The sequence below is a fragment of the Pseudomonas sp. HMSC076A11 genome (genome assembly GCF_001810205.1).
Taxonomy (GTDB): domain Bacteria; phylum Pseudomonadota; class Gammaproteobacteria; order Pseudomonadales; family Pseudomonadaceae; genus Pseudomonas; species Pseudomonas aeruginosa.
The window spans coordinates 700,920-715,374 of sequence record NZ_KV800319.1 but is presented as its reverse complement, the minus strand read 5'-3'; the positions used below and the strand labels follow the sequence as shown (position 1 = coordinate 715,374).

Below are 14,455 nucleotides of genomic sequence, written 5' to 3'. Positions count from 1 at the left end.
CGCGACAGCCATCCGCTGATGCGGATGCCCGCCGCGGAGCCGAGGCCATGAGCCTGGTCGAGATCGACGGCGCGACCCTGCGCTACGGCGCCCTCACCGCCCTGAGCGGGCTCGACCTGCGTCTGGAGCCCGGCGAGGTGCTCGGCCTGCTCGGCCACAACGGCGCCGGCAAGACCACCACCATCAAGCTGGTCCTCGGCCTGCTGGCCCCCAGCGAAGGCCGCGTGCGGGTCCTCGGCCACGATGCGAGGAGCCTGGAGGCGCGCCGCCAGCTCGGCTACCTGCCGGAGAACGTGACCTTCTACCCGCAGCTCAGCGGCGCGGAAACCCTGCGCCACTTCGCCCGCCTCAAGGGCGTGGCGCCGGCCGAAGCCGCGCGCCTGCTGGAACAGGTCGGCCTCGGCCATGCCGCCAGGCGGCGCCTGAAAACCTACTCGAAGGGCATGCGCCAGCGCCTCGGCCTGGCCCAGGCGCTGCTCGGCGAACCGCGCCTGCTGCTGCTCGACGAACCGACGGTGGGCCTCGACCCGCTGGCCACCGTCGAGCTCTACCAATTGCTCGACCGCCTGCGCGGCCAGGGCACCGGGATCGTCCTTTGCTCCCATGTGCTGCCCGGCGTCGAGACGCACATCGACCGCGCCGCGATTCTCGCCGGCGGCCGCCTGCAAGTGGCCGGCAGCCTCGCCGAATTGCGCCGCAAGGCGGCTCTGCCGACCCGCGTGCGCCTGGCCAGCCCGCATAACCCGCAGTGGCTCGAACGCTGGCACCGGGCCGGCCTGGCGGCGCGGAGACTGGACGACCAGCGCATCGAGGTACTGCTGGACGATGCCGAGCGCGACGGCGTGCTGGAAGCGCTGCTGGCCGCGCGCGAGTTCGACCTGGAAATCCTGCCGCCGTCGCTGGAGGACCTCTATCGCCACCACATGTCCCCCGCCCCCGCCGGAGCCACGCCATGCCCGTAGTCTGGACCATCGCCCGCAAGGAACTGGCCGACGGCCTGCGCAATCGCTGGCTGCTGGCGATCAGCCTGCTGTTCGCCCTGCTCTCGGTGGGCATCGCCTGGTTCGGCGCCGCCGCGGCCGGCCAGGTCGGCTTCACCTCGGTGCCGGCGACGGTCGCCAGCCTGACCAGCCTGGCCACCTTCCTGATGCCGCTGATCGCCCTGCTGCTGGCCTACGACGCCATCGTCGGCGAGGAGGAAGGCGGCACCCTGCTGCTGCTCCTGACCTACCCGCTGGGGCGCGGCCAGTTGCTGCTCGGCAAGTTCCTCGGTCACGGCCTGATCCTCGCCCTGGCCACCCTGATCGGCTTCGGCAGCGCGGCGCTGGCGATCCTCGCGCTGGTGCCGGAGGTCGAGGCGGCCATCCTGCTGGGCGCCTTCGGCCGCTTCATGGGTTCCTCGCTGCTGCTCGGCTGCGTGTTCCTCGCCCTGGCCTACGCCCTGAGCAGCCGCGCCAGCGAGAAATCCAGCGCCGCCGGGCAGGCGCTCGGCCTGTGGTTCTTCTTCGTCCTGCTGTTCGACCTGGCCCTGCTGGCGATCCTGGTCCTCAGCCAGGGTCACCTGAGCCCGCGGCTGCTGCCCTGGCTGTTGCTGCTCAACCCGACCGACCTCTACCGGCTGATCAACCTGTCCGGCTTCGACGCAGCCGCCGCCGGCGGGGTGGTTCCCCTGGCCAGCGACCTGCCGGTGTCCGCCAGCGCCCTCTGGCTGGCCCTGGCCCTCTGGGCCTGCGCTGCCCTGGCGCTGGCCCACGGCCTGTTCCGCCGCCGCCCCATCTGACTCACGAGGTTCCGCCATGCAACGTCATACCCTCCCCCTGCGCCCTCTGCTCGGCACGCTCCTGCTTGGCCTGCTGCTGGCCGGCTGCGATGCGTCGCGGGACGACGCCACGGCACTCGGCCCGGTGCCGATCGCCAGCGGCGACGAATGCCACGTCTGCGGCATGCTCATCGAGGAAATGCCCGGTCCCAAGGGCGAGGCGGTGCTTCCCGGCGCGGTGCGCAAGTTCTGCTCCACCGCCGAACTGTTCGGCTGGTGGCTGCAACCGGAAAACCGCCAGGGCCAGGCGCGCCTGTATGTCCACGACATGAGCCAGGCCGACTGGCGGCACCCCGACGATGCCCGCCTGATCGACGCCACCCGCGCCTACTACGTGGTCGGCATCCAGCGGCCGGGCGGCATGGGCGCCACCCTCGCCTCGTTCGCCGACGAAGAGGCCGCGACGCGCCTGGCGGCCGAGGAAGGCGGCCGGGTACTGCGCTTCGACGAGATCGACCAGGCGGTACTGCAAGGCGTGGGCGGCGACCACCCGCACCGGCACCCGGCGCACTGAGCGGGGGCCGGAAAGCAGAAAGCCCCTGCCGCGGATACGGCAGGGGCTTTCTTCGCCTGGCGCGACGAGGCGCGGCGGAGGCCTACTTCTCGACGAAGGCGCGCTCGATCAGGTAGTCGCCCGGCTCGCCCATGCGCGGCGAGATCTTCAGGCCGAAGCTGTCGAGCACGGCGCTGGTCTCTTCCAGCATGCTCGGGCTGCCGCAGATCATCGCACGGTCGTCCTGCGGATTCATCGGCGGCAGGCCGATGTCCTCGAACAGCTTGCCGCTGCGCATCAGGTCGGTCTGGCGGCCCTGGTTGCGGAACGGCTCGCGGGTCACCAGCGGGTAGTAGATCAGCTTCTCTTTCACCTGGTCGCCGAAGTACTCGTGTTCCGGCAGGACCTTGGTGATGAAGTCGGCGTAGGCCAGTTCGCTGACCCAGCGCACGCCGTGGACCAGGATCACCTTCTCGTAGCGCTCGTAGGTTTCCGGGTCCTGGATCACGCTGAGGAAGGGCGCCATGCCGGTGCCGGTGCTGAGCAGGTAGAGGTGCTTGCCGGGCAGCAGGTCGTCGTGCACCAGGGTGCCGGTCGGCTTGCGGCTGACCATCAGCTCGTCGCCTTCCTTCAGGTGCTGCAGGCGCGAGGTCAGCGGGCCGTCCGGGACCTTGATGCTGAAGAACTCCAGGTGCTCTTCGTAGTTCGGGCTGGCAATGCTGTAGGCGCGCATCAGCGGACGACCGTCGACTTCCAGGCCGATCATCACGAACTGGCCGGTCTTGAAGCGCAGACCCGGGTTGCGGGTGGTCTTGAAGCTGAACAGGGTGTCGTTCCAGTGGTGCACGCTGAGAACGCGCTCGGTGTACAGATTGCTCATCAAAGACTCCTAGGAAAACGCGGGCGCACACCAACAGCAGCAGACGTGACGCAGTTGCGCGGCATTTTATCGGTTGCCAAAATATCCGCAAAATGAATTGTCTGGATAATGCTTATCCAGAATATGGATATGGGATAACACGATATCGGTCGGCCGCCGGCCGCCGAGGGCTCCCATCGCTCCCGCGGACGGGGCGCAAGGATAACCGAGCCAACCCCGCCGACGGAACGGCAAAATGTCGCGGGGGCCTTTCGCTCTAGACGAGGAAGCCTGGATGAAATTCACCCTCCGCCAGCTCGAGGTGTTCGTCGCCGTGGCCCAGCAGGAGAGCGTCTCCCGCGCCGCCGAGGGGCTGTCGCTGTCGCAGTCGGCGACCAGCACCTCGCTCGGCGAGCTGGAGCGGCAGTTCGACTGCAAGCTGTTCGACCGCGCCGGCAAGCGCCTGACCCTCAATGCCCTCGGCCGCCAACTGCTGCCGCAGGCGGTGGCGCTGCTCGACCGCGGCGAGGAAATCGAGAACCTGCTCAACGGCAAGACCGCCTTCGGCTCCCTCGACCTCGGTGCCACCCTGACCATCGGCAACTACCTGGCCACGCTGCTGATCGGCGCCTTCATGCAGCGCCAGCCGGACTGCCGGGTGCGCCTGCACGTGCACAACACCGCCCAGGTGGTGCAGCAGGTCGCCCACTACGAGCTGGACCTGGGCCTGATCGAGGGCGACTGCCGGCATCCGGACATCGAGGTGCAACCCTGGATGGAGGACGAACTGGTGGTGTTCTGCGCCCCCCAGCATCCGCTGGCGCGGCGGGGCGGCGCCGACCTGGAACGGCTGACGCGGGAGGCCTGGATCCTCCGCGAGCAGGGCTCCGGCACCCGCCTGACCTTCGATCAGGCCATGCGTCATCACCCGCGGCCGCTGAACATCCGCCTGGAGCTGGAGCACACCGAGGCGATCAAGCGTGCCGTGGAGTCCGGCCTGGGCATCGGCTGCATTTCCCGCCTGGCCCTGCGCGACGCTTTCCGCCGCGGCAGCCTGGTGCCGGTGGAAACGCCCGGCCTGGACCTGCGCCGGCAGTTCTACTTCATCTGGCACAAGCAGAAGTACCAGACCGCGACCATGCGCGAGTTCCTCGACCTGTGCCGCAGCGAGACCGCCGGGATCAGCCGCAGCGACGAGATCGTGCTGCCGCTGATTCCCTGACTCAGTTGGCCAGGGACAGGTTGCCGTCGCGGTACTGGCGGTACGAGGTATAGGGCAGCGCGAGGGTGTCGATCACCCCGGACAGCGCGAAGTCGAGGGCCAGCACCTCGAGGATGCCGTCGGCTTGCGCCGGCGCCACCGGCGACCCGGTCTTCACGTTGAGCCGGCAGAAGGTGTAGCTGACCCCGCTGTACACCCGCGGCAGGCTGGTGCAGGCGGTCGCCTTCAGGCGCAGGTCGTGGGCGGCGCTGGCGTCGTCGCGCACCAGCGTGTTGACGGAACCGCACCCGCCGAGCGTGGCGAGCCCCAGAAGCACCAGCAAAGAAAGCCCCGAACGAAACATTCCTTCATCTCCCTGTGCGAACGCCAGCCGAGGATGGCCGGCCTTGCGCCGCTTCACCAACCCTTGACGTTGTCCCAGCGCCAGTTGCGGTACTGGTACAGCAGCGTACCCAGCAACGCATAGGTGGCGGCCATGCCCAGCAGCACCAGGGCATGGTCGCTGACTTCGCGCAGCGGCAGGTCCATCTGGTTCATCTCGGCGATGGCGCGGATCGCCCAGGTCGAGGGGATCGCGTCGGCCAGCCAGCGTACCCAGTCCGGCATGGCCTGTTCCGGCCAGCTGTAGCCGGCCATGTAGAACAGCGGCAGGGTGATGAAGGTCATGGTCAGGTACACCGATTCCTCGGTGGGCAGCAGCTCGGCGATGAACTCGCTGAGGGCGATCACCGCGATCAGGAACGGCAGGACGATCCCCAGCAGCATGAAGAACGAGGCCGACTGGCGATAGCCCAGCAGGTGCGGCCAGATCACGTAGAAGAGCATCGCCAGCACGGTCCAGATCAGCAGTTGCGCGCTGTAGCGGCCGAAGCGGGTCGACAGCGGCTGGCGCATGTAGCGCGGGGTGCCGCCGCGCAGCATGATGTTGCCGCGGGTGCAGCCGAGCAGCAGGCTGTGTTGCAGGATCAGCGACAGCAACCCCGGAAGGACGATGGCGGCGAAGCTGATGCCGGGGTTGAACAGGTCGGTCAATTGCCCAACCAGCGGGCTCAGCACCACCTGCGCCTGGGTCGCGGTGAAGCCTTCGCGTTCCAGCAGGGCAGCGTTGTAGCGGTTGGTCAGCGCGCTGTAGACCGCCGAGATGTCCTGCTGGATCTGGCCGTTGGCCATGCGGTTGGTGGCATCGCCGAAGTACGGGATCACCAGCGCCTCGCCGCGCAGCAGGCGCTTCTCGAAGTTCAGCGGGATCACGATGATCGCGTACAGCTCGCGCCAGGCCAGGTCGCGCTTGGCCTGCGGCAGGCTGTCGTAGCCGACCACGGCGACCTTCGGCGCCGAATCGAGCAGCCGGACCAGCTCGCGCGACACGTCGCTGTGATCCTCGTCGACCACCGCCACCGGCAGGTCGAGGGCGGTGTGGTTCATGTACGGCAGCGAGGTGATGCACACCGAGGCCACGACCATCAGCCACATCGGCTTGGACAGCATGGCCTTCAGGGTTTCCCGGAGGATCTGCAGGTAGTTCTTCATATCGGGCTCAGGTCCAGGCGGCTGCGCAGGCGCATCTTGGCGATCATGTAGGCGATCAGCGGGTACAGCGCCAGCTTGGCGCAGGTGTAGAGCGCCGAACTGGGCGGCGCCTGGCGCAGGAACTGGTCGAACAGGCCGTGCAGGGTGTGGGTCAGCGGCTCGGCCTCGGCGATCACCCGCGCCAGGGTCGGCATCGCCAGTTCCGGGATCAGCACTCCCGAGTAGGTCTGGGCGACGCCGATCAGCATGCCCACCAGCGAATAGGCAGTGAAGCGGTTGGCGGTGAAGACGAACAGCACCAACCCGACGCTCTGCGCGGCAATCACGTAGAACAGCGTGATCATCAGCATCGCCAGCGGGCTGCCGTTGATGCGCGCGCCGGAGAACGCCACCAGCAGGAAGATTTCCAGCATCAGCAGCGCGGTGAACAGAAGTGTGTAGGGCGCCAGTTTGCCCACCAGGCGTACGCCGAGGGCCTTGGCCCGCAGGATGTGCGGCGAGGAGGCGCGCAGTTCCGGCGCCTCGCGGGCCAGCACATGGACCATGGTGACGATCACGAACAGCTGTAGCAGGTGCACGATGGCGGCGAACTGCTGGTAATAGATGTAGTTGCCGCTGGCATTGAACAGGCTGTCGTAGGACACGCTGATGCTCGCCAGGTGCGGCAGCGCCGCCGGCATCCCGGCGGCCAGGCGCGGACGCAATTCGCCGTTGAGGCTGGCGACCAGCGCCGAGAAGTCCTGGGTGGCGGCATAGCCGGCCGAATACAGCAGCGCGTTGTAGTACAGCTCGGCCTTCGGCGCGCGCCCGCCGAGCACGTCGGCCTCGAAGTCCGGCGGGATGTAGAGCAAGGCGTAGGCATCGGCCCGACGGATCGCGTCGAGCCCCTCCTGGACGCCGGCGGGAACGGTGATCACCTGGGCGTGGGAGGTCGCGTCGAGTTCGCGGATCAACTTGCGCGACAGTTGGCTATGGTCCTTGTCGATCACCGCCAGCGGCATGTCCAGCAGGGTACCGGCCTGGTAGACGCCGCTGATCACGCCGAACAGCAGCAGCGGCCAGCACCAGCCGAGCCAGTGGATGGTCCAGCTGCGGCAGGCGATCCGCGTCTCGGTGTTGAACGCCTGGACGAAACGGCTGGCGTTGCGCTTCAGCGCGGCCCACGCCATCGCTCAGTTCGTCCAGCGCCACAGCGCGCTCATGCCCGGGCGCAGGCCGGGTGTCGGCTGCAACGGGTAGAAGCGGGTCTCGAAGGTCTTCAGGTCGAAATCGCCGGTGGCGCGGGTCGCGCGCCTGGTCGAGAAATCGCCCAGCGGGGCGATGTAGCGCAGCTCGGTCTCGACCTCGGCGCCGCCCAGGCCGGGCACCTGCATGACGATGCGGTCGCCCTTGCGCACCTTGGCCAGGATGTCCTCGCGCAGGTTGAAGACGAAGTAGCTGTCGTCCAGCCGCACCAGCGTCAGCAGCGGACTGTAGGCGTTGATCAGTTCGCCCTGTTCGGCGGGGATCGGCCCGACCTCGCCGTTGACCGGCGCGCGCACCTGCAGGTCGTCGATCTGCGCCTGTAGCTCGGCGATCTGCGCGTCGGCCCGGCGCACCGCGGCCTGCAACGCCTGGCGGCGCTCCTCGCGGTCGCCCTTGAGGCCTTCGTCGAGATTGGCCCGCGCCTCGGCGACGCGGTCACGGGCGACATCGCGCTCACGCCGCGAGAGGTCGAACTGGGTCCGCGAGAGGAAGCCGCGCTCGACCATCTGCTGGTTGCGCTGGAAATCCGACTCGGCGTTGCGCAACTCGGCCTCGGCCTGTGCCAGGCTGGCCTTGAGCGCGCGGATGCTCTCCTCGCGAGTACCGTGGAGCGACTCATCGAGCTGCGCCTGGGCCTGGTTGCGCGCCGCGTGCAGGGCATCGAGCTGGGCTTCCAGCTCGGGGCTGTCGAGGCTGATCAGCAGGTCGCCCTGCTTCACCTCGTCGCCGCGCCGCACGTGCAGCACCTGGACCCGGCCCTTGGCCTTGGAGGAAACGATGACGTTGGTGGCGTCCGCCTCGCCCTGCAACAGCAGGGGCGGATTGTGCAGGCGCAGGTAGAGGGTGATGGCGACGATCGCGAGGATCAGCAGCGGGGTAAAGAGTTTCCATCCCTTCATGGGGCAGGCTTCCTGAACACGACCGGGCGATGGTAGTACATTGCCAGGCCGTTGCGCTGGCCGGCGCGCCGGGCGGAAGCGCGCCGGAGACCGGCTCCGGCGCGGCGACGAATCAGGCTTCCCCTTCGGCGTCCTCGCTCGCCACCCGCCGCGCGGCGGCGCCGTCGGACTTCGCCGAAGGGAAGCGCGCCGAGGCGAAGCGCACCACCAGGATCGCCAGCGCCAGCAGGAGCAACGCCACCGAGACCAGGATGATGCCATCGTCCGGCGTATGGTTGTGCTGGATGTCGGCGATCATCAGGCGGGTCAGCGCGGTCATCGCCACGTAGATCAGGAAGCGTACCGGCATGTGGTTGGTCTTGAAGTAGATACCGACCATCGCGCCCAGCTCGAGGTAGATGAACAGCAGGAGGATGTCGTCGATCGATGCATGCCCCTTGTTCACCATCCCCAGGAAGGCCGCGCCCGCCGCCCAGAACACCGTGGCGCCGATGGCGAACAGGGCCAGGTAGTGGAACGCCTCCACCAGCAGGTTGCCGAGGCTCTCCGCCTGGTGGTGCATGCTTGCGCGCAGGCGCTCGGCCCAATTCTGTTTCATAGCTTCTCCCGACAAAGACGACGGCCACCTGGCCCGAAGCGTGCAAGGCCCAGGCCAAGGCACGTGCGCAGATAGACGTCCGCACGTCGGCGCAGGGTACAGCCCGGCGGTGACAAAGAACTTTCCGGGCGGCACCCAGTCCCAACCAGCACGACAGCATTCAGGTGGTCCGCCATGACCGACAGCAGCCCTTTCCAGCTCCTCACCGAGGCCTTCCAGGCCGAGTACCGGGTCAACCTCAGCCTGGAGCGGCCGGACGGCAGCATCGTCCTCACCCTCTCCAACGAACGCGGGGTCGCCGCCAAGCGCCTGATCCGACCGGCGCAACTGCATGACCTGGAACAGTTGCAGCGGATGATCGAGAGCATCCGCTTCGGCATCGCCATCGAAAACGGCACCAGCGCGCCGCAACTGTTGCAGGCGATGACCCAAGGCAAGGCACGCTGGCCGATAGCTATCTGATGGCAGCGGTGACCTGCGCGCGTCCTTCGCCGGCGCCGAAATAGGCAGCCAGCACCGCCAGGTCGCGGTCTTCCAGCACCCCCGCCAGCTGGCGCAGGCGCAGCCAGGCGTTGAGGTAGGCGTAGCGCGCTTCCGCCAGGTCGCGGCGGGCGCCGTAGAACTGCTGTTCGGCGTCCAGCACGTCGCGATTGACCCGCTCCCCGCCGGCGACGCTGCGCCGCGTCGCTGTCACCTGTTCGCGCGCCGCCGCCACCGCCATCTCGTAGGCACGCACCTTGGCCAGGCTGCTGGCGGTCAGGTCGAACTGGCTGTGCAGGTCATTGATCACACTGGCCACCTGGGCATCCAGCTCGGCCTGGGCCTGGGCGTACTTGTCGCCGGCCTGGCGGGTCGCTGCCGACACCCGCCCGCCCTCGAACAGCGGCAGGCTGAGACGCAGGCCGACACTGTCGGTGTCGTATTTCTGCTCGTAGGTGCTTTCCGAAGCCGAGTGCGTCTTGCTGCTGCTGGCGTAGAGGCTGAGCCTGGGCAAGTGGCCGGCACGATTGCGCTCCACCTCGTAGGCTGCCGCCTCCAGCGCATGGCGCTGGGCGCCCAGCTCGGCGCTGCGTTGCAGGGCCACCTGGCGCCAGCCTTCGAAGGTCGCCGGTTGCAGGCGCAGCGCCGGGAAGCGCTCGATGGGCGCGGCCAGTTCGCGATCCTCCAGTGCCTGCCCGAGCATCGCCTCCAGCGTACGCCGCGCCGCCGCCGCGCGATCGCTGGCGGCGATCTCCTCGGCGCGGGTCAGGCTCAGCCGGGCGCGGGTCTCCAGCAGGTCGGTGCGGGTGCCCTCGCCTTCCTCGAAGGCACGCTGGTTGAACGCCAGCTGGGTTTCCAGGGCGCGCCGCTGGGCTTCGGCCAGGACCACCTGCTCGCGGGCGAACAGGGTTTCGCTGTAGGCGGCGAACAGGCGCACCGCCAGTTCCTGGCTGCGCCCGCGGAACTGTTCGTCGGCGAACAGCGCCTGGGCCTCGCCCTGGCGGTAGCGCGCGTAGGCCTCGTAGTCGAACAGCGGCTGCTCCAGGCTGAGGGTCGAGGCGTAGCTGCGATAGTCGCGCTCGACGCGGGCGTCGCCCTGGCTGACGGTGGAGTCGTTGCGCGCCTTGTTGTAGTCGTAGCGCAGGCTCGGCAGCAGGCCGGCACGGCCGATGGCGCGGTTTTCGCTGCCGGCGCGGCGCTCGTGGAGCGCCGCCTGGAAGGTCGGGTCGTGGCGCACCGCCAGTTGGTAGGCGTCCAGCAGGCCCAGCGCCTGGGCCGAAGAGGCCGAAAGCAGCGCGGAGGACAGCAGGCAGGCTCGCAGGCGATTCATTCTTCCCCCAGCGCCAGGTGGGTACGGTCGGCCAGCGGCTTGAACAGGTAGTTCAACAGCGAGCGCTCGCCGCTGCGAACGAAGGCCTCCACCGGCATCCCCGGGCGGATCTCCAGGCCGGCCAGGCGACGTACGCCCTCCTCGCCTACGCGGATGCGCACCCGGTAGTACGGCGCCTCGCTGCGCTCGTCCAGCAGGCGGTCGGCCGAGACCAGGGTCACTTCGCCCTCCACCCGCGGCGTAGTGCTCTGGTTGAAGGCGCTGAACATCAGCTCCACCGGCAGGCCGACGCGGACCTTGTCGACCATCTCCACCGGCAGCCGAGCGTCCACCAGCAGCGGCTGGCGCTCCGGGAGGATTTCCATCAGTTGCTGGCCGGGCGCGATCACGCCGCCCTCGGTGAACACTTCCTGGCCGACCACCAGGCCGGCGACCGGCGCCCGTACCTCGCTGTTGGCCAGGTCGAAGCGCGCGCTGGCCAGGCGATTGCGCAACTCCTCGGCGCGCACCTGGGCGTCGGCCAGGCTGGCGCGCACCTCTTCCTGGAACTTCTCCCGCCGCTGGGCCATGCGCAGGCGCAGTTCGAGGATCTGCCGGCGGGTACTGCCGAGGCTGCCGAGGTCGCCGGCGATCTCGCCGTTGACCTGGGCCAGCAGGCGCTCGCTGTCGAGCAGGCGGTTGCGCGGCACGTAGCCCTCGCTGGCCAGTTGGCGCAGGCCGCGCAACTGTTCCTCGAGGGCGGCGCGCTGCTGCTCCTTGCTGCGCAGCGCGGCTTGCAGGCCGTCCAGTTGCGCCTGGCTGCCGGCGACCGTCTCGGCAAGACCATCGAGTTCCAGGCGCAGCGCCCGCCGACGGCTGTCGTGCAACTGCCGCTGCTGTTCCAGCAGGGTCGGCAGGCGCGGGTCGTCCAGCGCCAGCAGCTCGGCGGGAAACTCGATCCGCGCCTTTTCATCGCGCTCGGCGCTCAGCCGCGCCAGACTCGCCAGCGCCGCCAGGTACTGGGCGAACAGGCCATCGGCCTGGGCCCGGGCCTGGGTAGCGTCCATCTCCAGCAGCACCTGTCCTGCCTCCACCCGCTCGCCTTCGTGCACGCGGATGTGCCTGACCAGGCCACCGGTAGGGTGCTGCACGGCCTTGCGGCTACCGGCCACCATCACCGTGCCGGAGACCCCGACACCCTTGTCCAGCGGGGCCAACCCGGCCCACAGGAGAAAGCCGACGAAGCCGAGCAGCACCAGCCCCCAGCCGAGCCGGGAAAAACGCTTCTCGTCCAGTTCCAGCGCCGCGCCGCCGGCGCCGACTTCGCGCAACCGCGCCTGCCCGCTCATCGCGCCGCTCCTCCCGGCACACCGCCGACCGGCATCCCCGGTCCCGGCCGGTAGCCGAAACCGAACGCCGGCGTCGGCCGTGTCGGCGCCGGGGCCGCAGCGGCCGGCGGCGAGGCGCTGGCAAGCACCTCGGCGGTCGCGCCGAAACGCTGCAGGCGCCCGCCATGCAGCAACAACAGCTTGTCGGTCAGCGCCAGCACCGCCGGCTTGTGGGTGACCAGCACCAGGCTGCTGCCGTGCCGGCGCATCGCCGCGATGGCCTCGGCCAGGGCCGCCTCACCCGCCTCGTCGAGGCTGGCATTGGGTTCGTCGAGCACGATCAGCGCCGGTCGCCCGTACAGCGCGCGGGCCAGGCCGATGCGCTGGCGCTGGCCGCCGGAGAGTCCGGCGCCGCCGTCGCCAAGGCGCGTGTCGTAGCCCTGCGGCAGGCGCAGCACCAGGTCGTGCACGCCGGCCAGGCGCGCCGCCGCCACCACCTTCTCGGCATCCACCTCGGCGAAGCGCGCGATGTTCTCGGCGATGCTGCCGGCGAACAGTTGCACGTCCTGGGCCAGGTAGCCGATGTGCGGCCCCAGTGCCGCCGCGCTCCACTGCCGCAGGTCGGCGCCGTCCAGGCGCACCGCGCCGGACAGCGGCTGCCAGGCGCCCACCAGCAAGCGCGCCAGGGTCGACTTGCCGGAACCGGACGGCCCGATCACGCCGAGCGCTTCGCCAGGCTCCAGGGCGAAACCGAGGTCCTGCAACAATGCCTGCTCGCGTCCCGGCGCGGCTGCGCAGAGCCGCTCGACGCGCAACGCGCCGCGCGGCGCCGGCAGCGGCATGCCCAGGGCAGCCGGCGGATTCTCCTCGAGCAGCCGCGCCAGTCGCTGGTAGGCCTGCCGCGCGCCGCTCCACTGGCGCCAGACCGCGATCAACTGGTCGATGGGGCTGAGCACGCGTCCCATCAGGATCGAGCCGGCGATCATCATCCCCGGGGTGATGCGTCCCTCCACCGCCAGCCAGGCGCCGAGGCCGAGCACCAGCGACTGCAGGGCCAGGCGCACGCCCTTGGAGGTCGCGCCGATCGCCGCGCTGCGCTCGCTGCCGAGGTTCTGCCGGGCAAGGAAGGCCTGGTGCTGGGCGAACCAGCGCGCGCGCATGGCCGGCAACATGCCCATTGCCGCCAGGGTTTCCGCCTGGCGCAGGTTGGCCGAGGCCTGCTGGGTGGCGAGGATCGACAGTTGCCCGGCCTCGGCCAGCGGTTCGCGCGAGCGGCTTTCGTTGACCCAGGCGAGCAGCACCAGCAGCAGCGCCCCAACCAGGGCGAGCAGGCCGAGCCAGGGACTGAAGAGGAAGATCACCAGCAGGTAGAGCGGGAACCAGGGCGCGTCGAAGAAGGCGAACAGGGCGTTGCCGGTGAGGAACTGGCGCAGGCTGGTCAGGTCGTTCAGCGCCTGCCCGACGGCCTGCTCGCCGCGCTCCAGGCTGGCGCGGAACGAGGCGTCGTAGATGCGCTGGTTGAGTTGCATGTCGAGCTGGCCGCCGAGGCGGATCACCACCAGGCTGCGCACCCACTCCAGGGCGCCGAGCAGCAGGTAGAGGCCGAGCACCATGAGGGTCAGCATCAGCAGGGTCATGTGGTTGCCGGAGCCGAGCACCCGGTCGTAGACCTGCAGCATGTACAGCGACGGCGCCAGCATCAGCAGGTTGATCACCGCGGTGAACAGCGCGACGCTGCGCAGCGCCGGGCGGAAGCGGCCGAGGGTGGCGAGGATTTCATTGCGCGGCGAGGCCGGCCGGAGCTTCATCGGAGTCGGGTCCTGTGGGTGTCCGGGCCGCGAGCGGGCCCGGAGGACATTGCGGCAGTCTCCGCTTGCCGGGCACGGCCGGCGGAGGAACAATCCGGGGGCCGCCGTCGCCACGGGTGCGAGGCGCAGCGACGGCGGTTCGTGCGCCGGAGAGGAGCGCCAACTCCTCTCCGGCCTTTAGCGCAAGCAGTCCACGAACGCTATCGTGGACAGTTGCTCAGGCCGCCAGGGCCAGGTCGTGCGGCAGTTCCTGCACGCCGACCACGCCGATTTCCGCCGCTGCCGCAGCCGGGGTGGCATGGGCGACGCCGGCCGCGGCCAACTGGTCGAAGGTGGAGTTGATCGACAGGCTCGGGTCGACCGCTTTCAGCAGCGCGTCGATCTGCCCCTGCAGGGCGCTGCTGTCACCGCTCATCAGGCCGTAGACCACCTTGTGCACGGTGCCGTCGCGGCCCTGGGCGATCGGCGAATCCAGGCCCAGGTTGCTGAAGCTCACCTCCTGGCTGTCCAGGGCGTAGCCACCGCTGGAGGCGCCGCCGGTCAGGGTGTCGCCGAGGGCGATGCTGTCCAGCTTGCCCCACAGGGTGTGGCTGGGGTTGCTGAACAGGGTGTAGTGGAGGTCGCCGCCGGCGATGAAGGCCGCGTCGCTGGCGGTGCTCTTCAGCGCGTACTGGCTGCCGTCGAACGGACCGGGGTTGAAGCCGCCGGTATTGCTGCCGTCCACCACCTGGCCCGGACGATGGTTGACGTCGCCGAAGTAGGCCGACCAGTCCGCCAGGTAATCCGCTACGGTCCAGCCGCTGTAGGTGGTGCTGTAGGAAATCGAAATGCTCATGCCAAAACTCCAATTCAACGAGTGGTGAAT

Annotated in this window: 15 protein-coding genes; 5 read left to right on the top strand and 10 right to left on the bottom strand. The window is 69.3% G+C overall.

The features are described 5' to 3' along the window. Positions 1–47 precede the first annotated feature (47 nt). From HMPREF2716_RS27710 to HMPREF2716_RS27700, 3 genes are read left to right on the top strand one after another with little or no spacing between them, the layout of a single operon-like run. Positions 48–962 (top strand): ABC transporter ATP-binding protein, encoded by a 915-nt coding sequence (locus HMPREF2716_RS27710; protein WP_003113111.1) that lies wholly within the window; start codon positions 48–50, stop codon positions 960–962. After that, positions 953–1,780 carry an ABC transporter permease gene (locus HMPREF2716_RS27705; RefSeq protein ID WP_003098680.1) on the top strand — a complete coding sequence of 276 codons (828 nt, stop codon included), beginning with the start codon at positions 953–955 and terminating at the stop codon, positions 1,778–1,780. The genes HMPREF2716_RS27710 and HMPREF2716_RS27705 overlap by 10 nt, the downstream gene beginning before the upstream one ends. A 16-nt stretch (positions 1,781–1,796) precedes the next feature. Beyond that, the gene (locus tag HMPREF2716_RS27700) at positions 1,797–2,333 is read left to right on the top strand and encodes a nitrous oxide reductase accessory protein NosL (protein WP_003091829.1); all 537 of its coding nucleotides are present in this window, start codon (positions 1,797–1,799) and stop codon (positions 2,331–2,333) included. 82 nt (positions 2,334–2,415) lie between these two features. On the opposite strand, the gene fpr is transcribed toward HMPREF2716_RS27700, so the two are convergent. Next, a complete protein-coding gene (gene fpr / locus HMPREF2716_RS27695; RefSeq protein WP_003091832.1) occupies positions 2,416–3,192 on the bottom strand; it encodes a ferredoxin-NADP reductase in 777 nt (258 codons plus the stop codon). Positions 3,193–3,466: 274 nt separating this feature from the next. On the opposite strand from fpr, the gene HMPREF2716_RS27690 reads away from it, so the two are divergent. Then, complete coding sequence (locus tag HMPREF2716_RS27690; protein WP_003091833.1) at positions 3,467–4,393, top strand: LysR family transcriptional regulator; 927 nt, start codon at positions 3,467–3,469, stop codon at positions 4,391–4,393. Position 4,394: 1 nt separating this feature from the next. Here the strand turns inward: HMPREF2716_RS27690 and HMPREF2716_RS27685 are convergent, their stop codons facing one another. From HMPREF2716_RS27685 to HMPREF2716_RS27665, 5 genes are all read right to left on the bottom strand, one after another. Next, a complete protein-coding gene (locus tag HMPREF2716_RS27685) occupies positions 4,395–4,736 on the bottom strand; it encodes a YceK/YidQ family lipoprotein (protein WP_003098676.1) in 342 nt (113 codons plus the stop codon). Positions 4,737–4,789: 53 nt separating this feature from the next. Then, the gene (locus tag HMPREF2716_RS27680; RefSeq protein WP_003098675.1) at positions 4,790–5,923 is read right to left on the bottom strand and encodes an ABC transporter permease; all 1,134 of its coding nucleotides are present in this window, start codon (positions 5,921–5,923) and stop codon (positions 4,790–4,792) included. Then, complete coding sequence (locus HMPREF2716_RS27675; RefSeq protein WP_003098671.1) at positions 5,920–7,092, bottom strand: ABC transporter permease; 1,173 nt, start codon at positions 7,090–7,092, stop codon at positions 5,920–5,922. The genes HMPREF2716_RS27680 and HMPREF2716_RS27675 overlap by 4 nt, the downstream gene beginning before the upstream one ends. A 3-nt stretch (positions 7,093–7,095) precedes the next feature. Continuing rightward, entirely contained in the window at positions 7,096–8,067 is a 972-nt protein-coding gene (locus HMPREF2716_RS27670; RefSeq protein ID WP_003091837.1) for an HlyD family secretion protein, read from the bottom strand. A 112-nt stretch (positions 8,068–8,179) separates the two neighbouring features. Beyond that, complete coding sequence (locus HMPREF2716_RS27665) at positions 8,180–8,665, bottom strand: phosphate-starvation-inducible protein PsiE (RefSeq protein ID WP_003091838.1); 486 nt, start codon at positions 8,663–8,665, stop codon at positions 8,180–8,182. Positions 8,666–8,839: 174 nt separating this feature from the next. Between HMPREF2716_RS27665 and HMPREF2716_RS27660 the strand changes: the two genes are divergently transcribed. Further along, the gene (locus HMPREF2716_RS27660) at positions 8,840–9,127 is read left to right on the top strand and encodes a DUF3509 domain-containing protein (protein WP_003091839.1); all 288 of its coding nucleotides are present in this window, start codon (positions 8,840–8,842) and stop codon (positions 9,125–9,127) included. Here HMPREF2716_RS27660 and HMPREF2716_RS27655 read toward each other — a convergent pair. The 4 genes from HMPREF2716_RS27655 to hasA all read right to left on the bottom strand — a co-directional run bounded on the left by HMPREF2716_RS27655 (position 9,120) and on the right by hasA (position 14,425). Beyond that, positions 9,120–10,475, bottom strand: a complete 1,356-nt coding sequence (locus HMPREF2716_RS27655; protein WP_003113107.1) for a TolC family outer membrane protein — start codon at positions 10,473–10,475, stop codon at positions 9,120–9,122. The genes HMPREF2716_RS27660 and HMPREF2716_RS27655 overlap by 8 nt on opposite strands. Then, positions 10,472–11,803, bottom strand: a complete 1,332-nt coding sequence (locus HMPREF2716_RS27650) for an HlyD family type I secretion periplasmic adaptor subunit (protein WP_003098666.1) — start codon at positions 11,801–11,803, stop codon at positions 10,472–10,474. The genes HMPREF2716_RS27655 and HMPREF2716_RS27650 overlap by 4 nt, the downstream gene beginning before the upstream one ends. Further along, the gene (locus tag HMPREF2716_RS27645) at positions 11,800–13,590 is read right to left on the bottom strand and encodes a type I secretion system permease/ATPase (protein ID WP_070581737.1); all 1,791 of its coding nucleotides are present in this window, start codon (positions 13,588–13,590) and stop codon (positions 11,800–11,802) included. The genes HMPREF2716_RS27650 and HMPREF2716_RS27645 overlap by 4 nt, the downstream gene beginning before the upstream one ends. A 217-nt stretch (positions 13,591–13,807) precedes the next feature. Further along, complete coding sequence (gene hasA, locus HMPREF2716_RS27640) at positions 13,808–14,425, bottom strand: heme acquisition protein HasA (RefSeq protein ID WP_003091842.1); 618 nt, start codon at positions 14,423–14,425, stop codon at positions 13,808–13,810. Between the last annotated feature and the right edge of the window lie 30 nt (positions 14,426–14,455).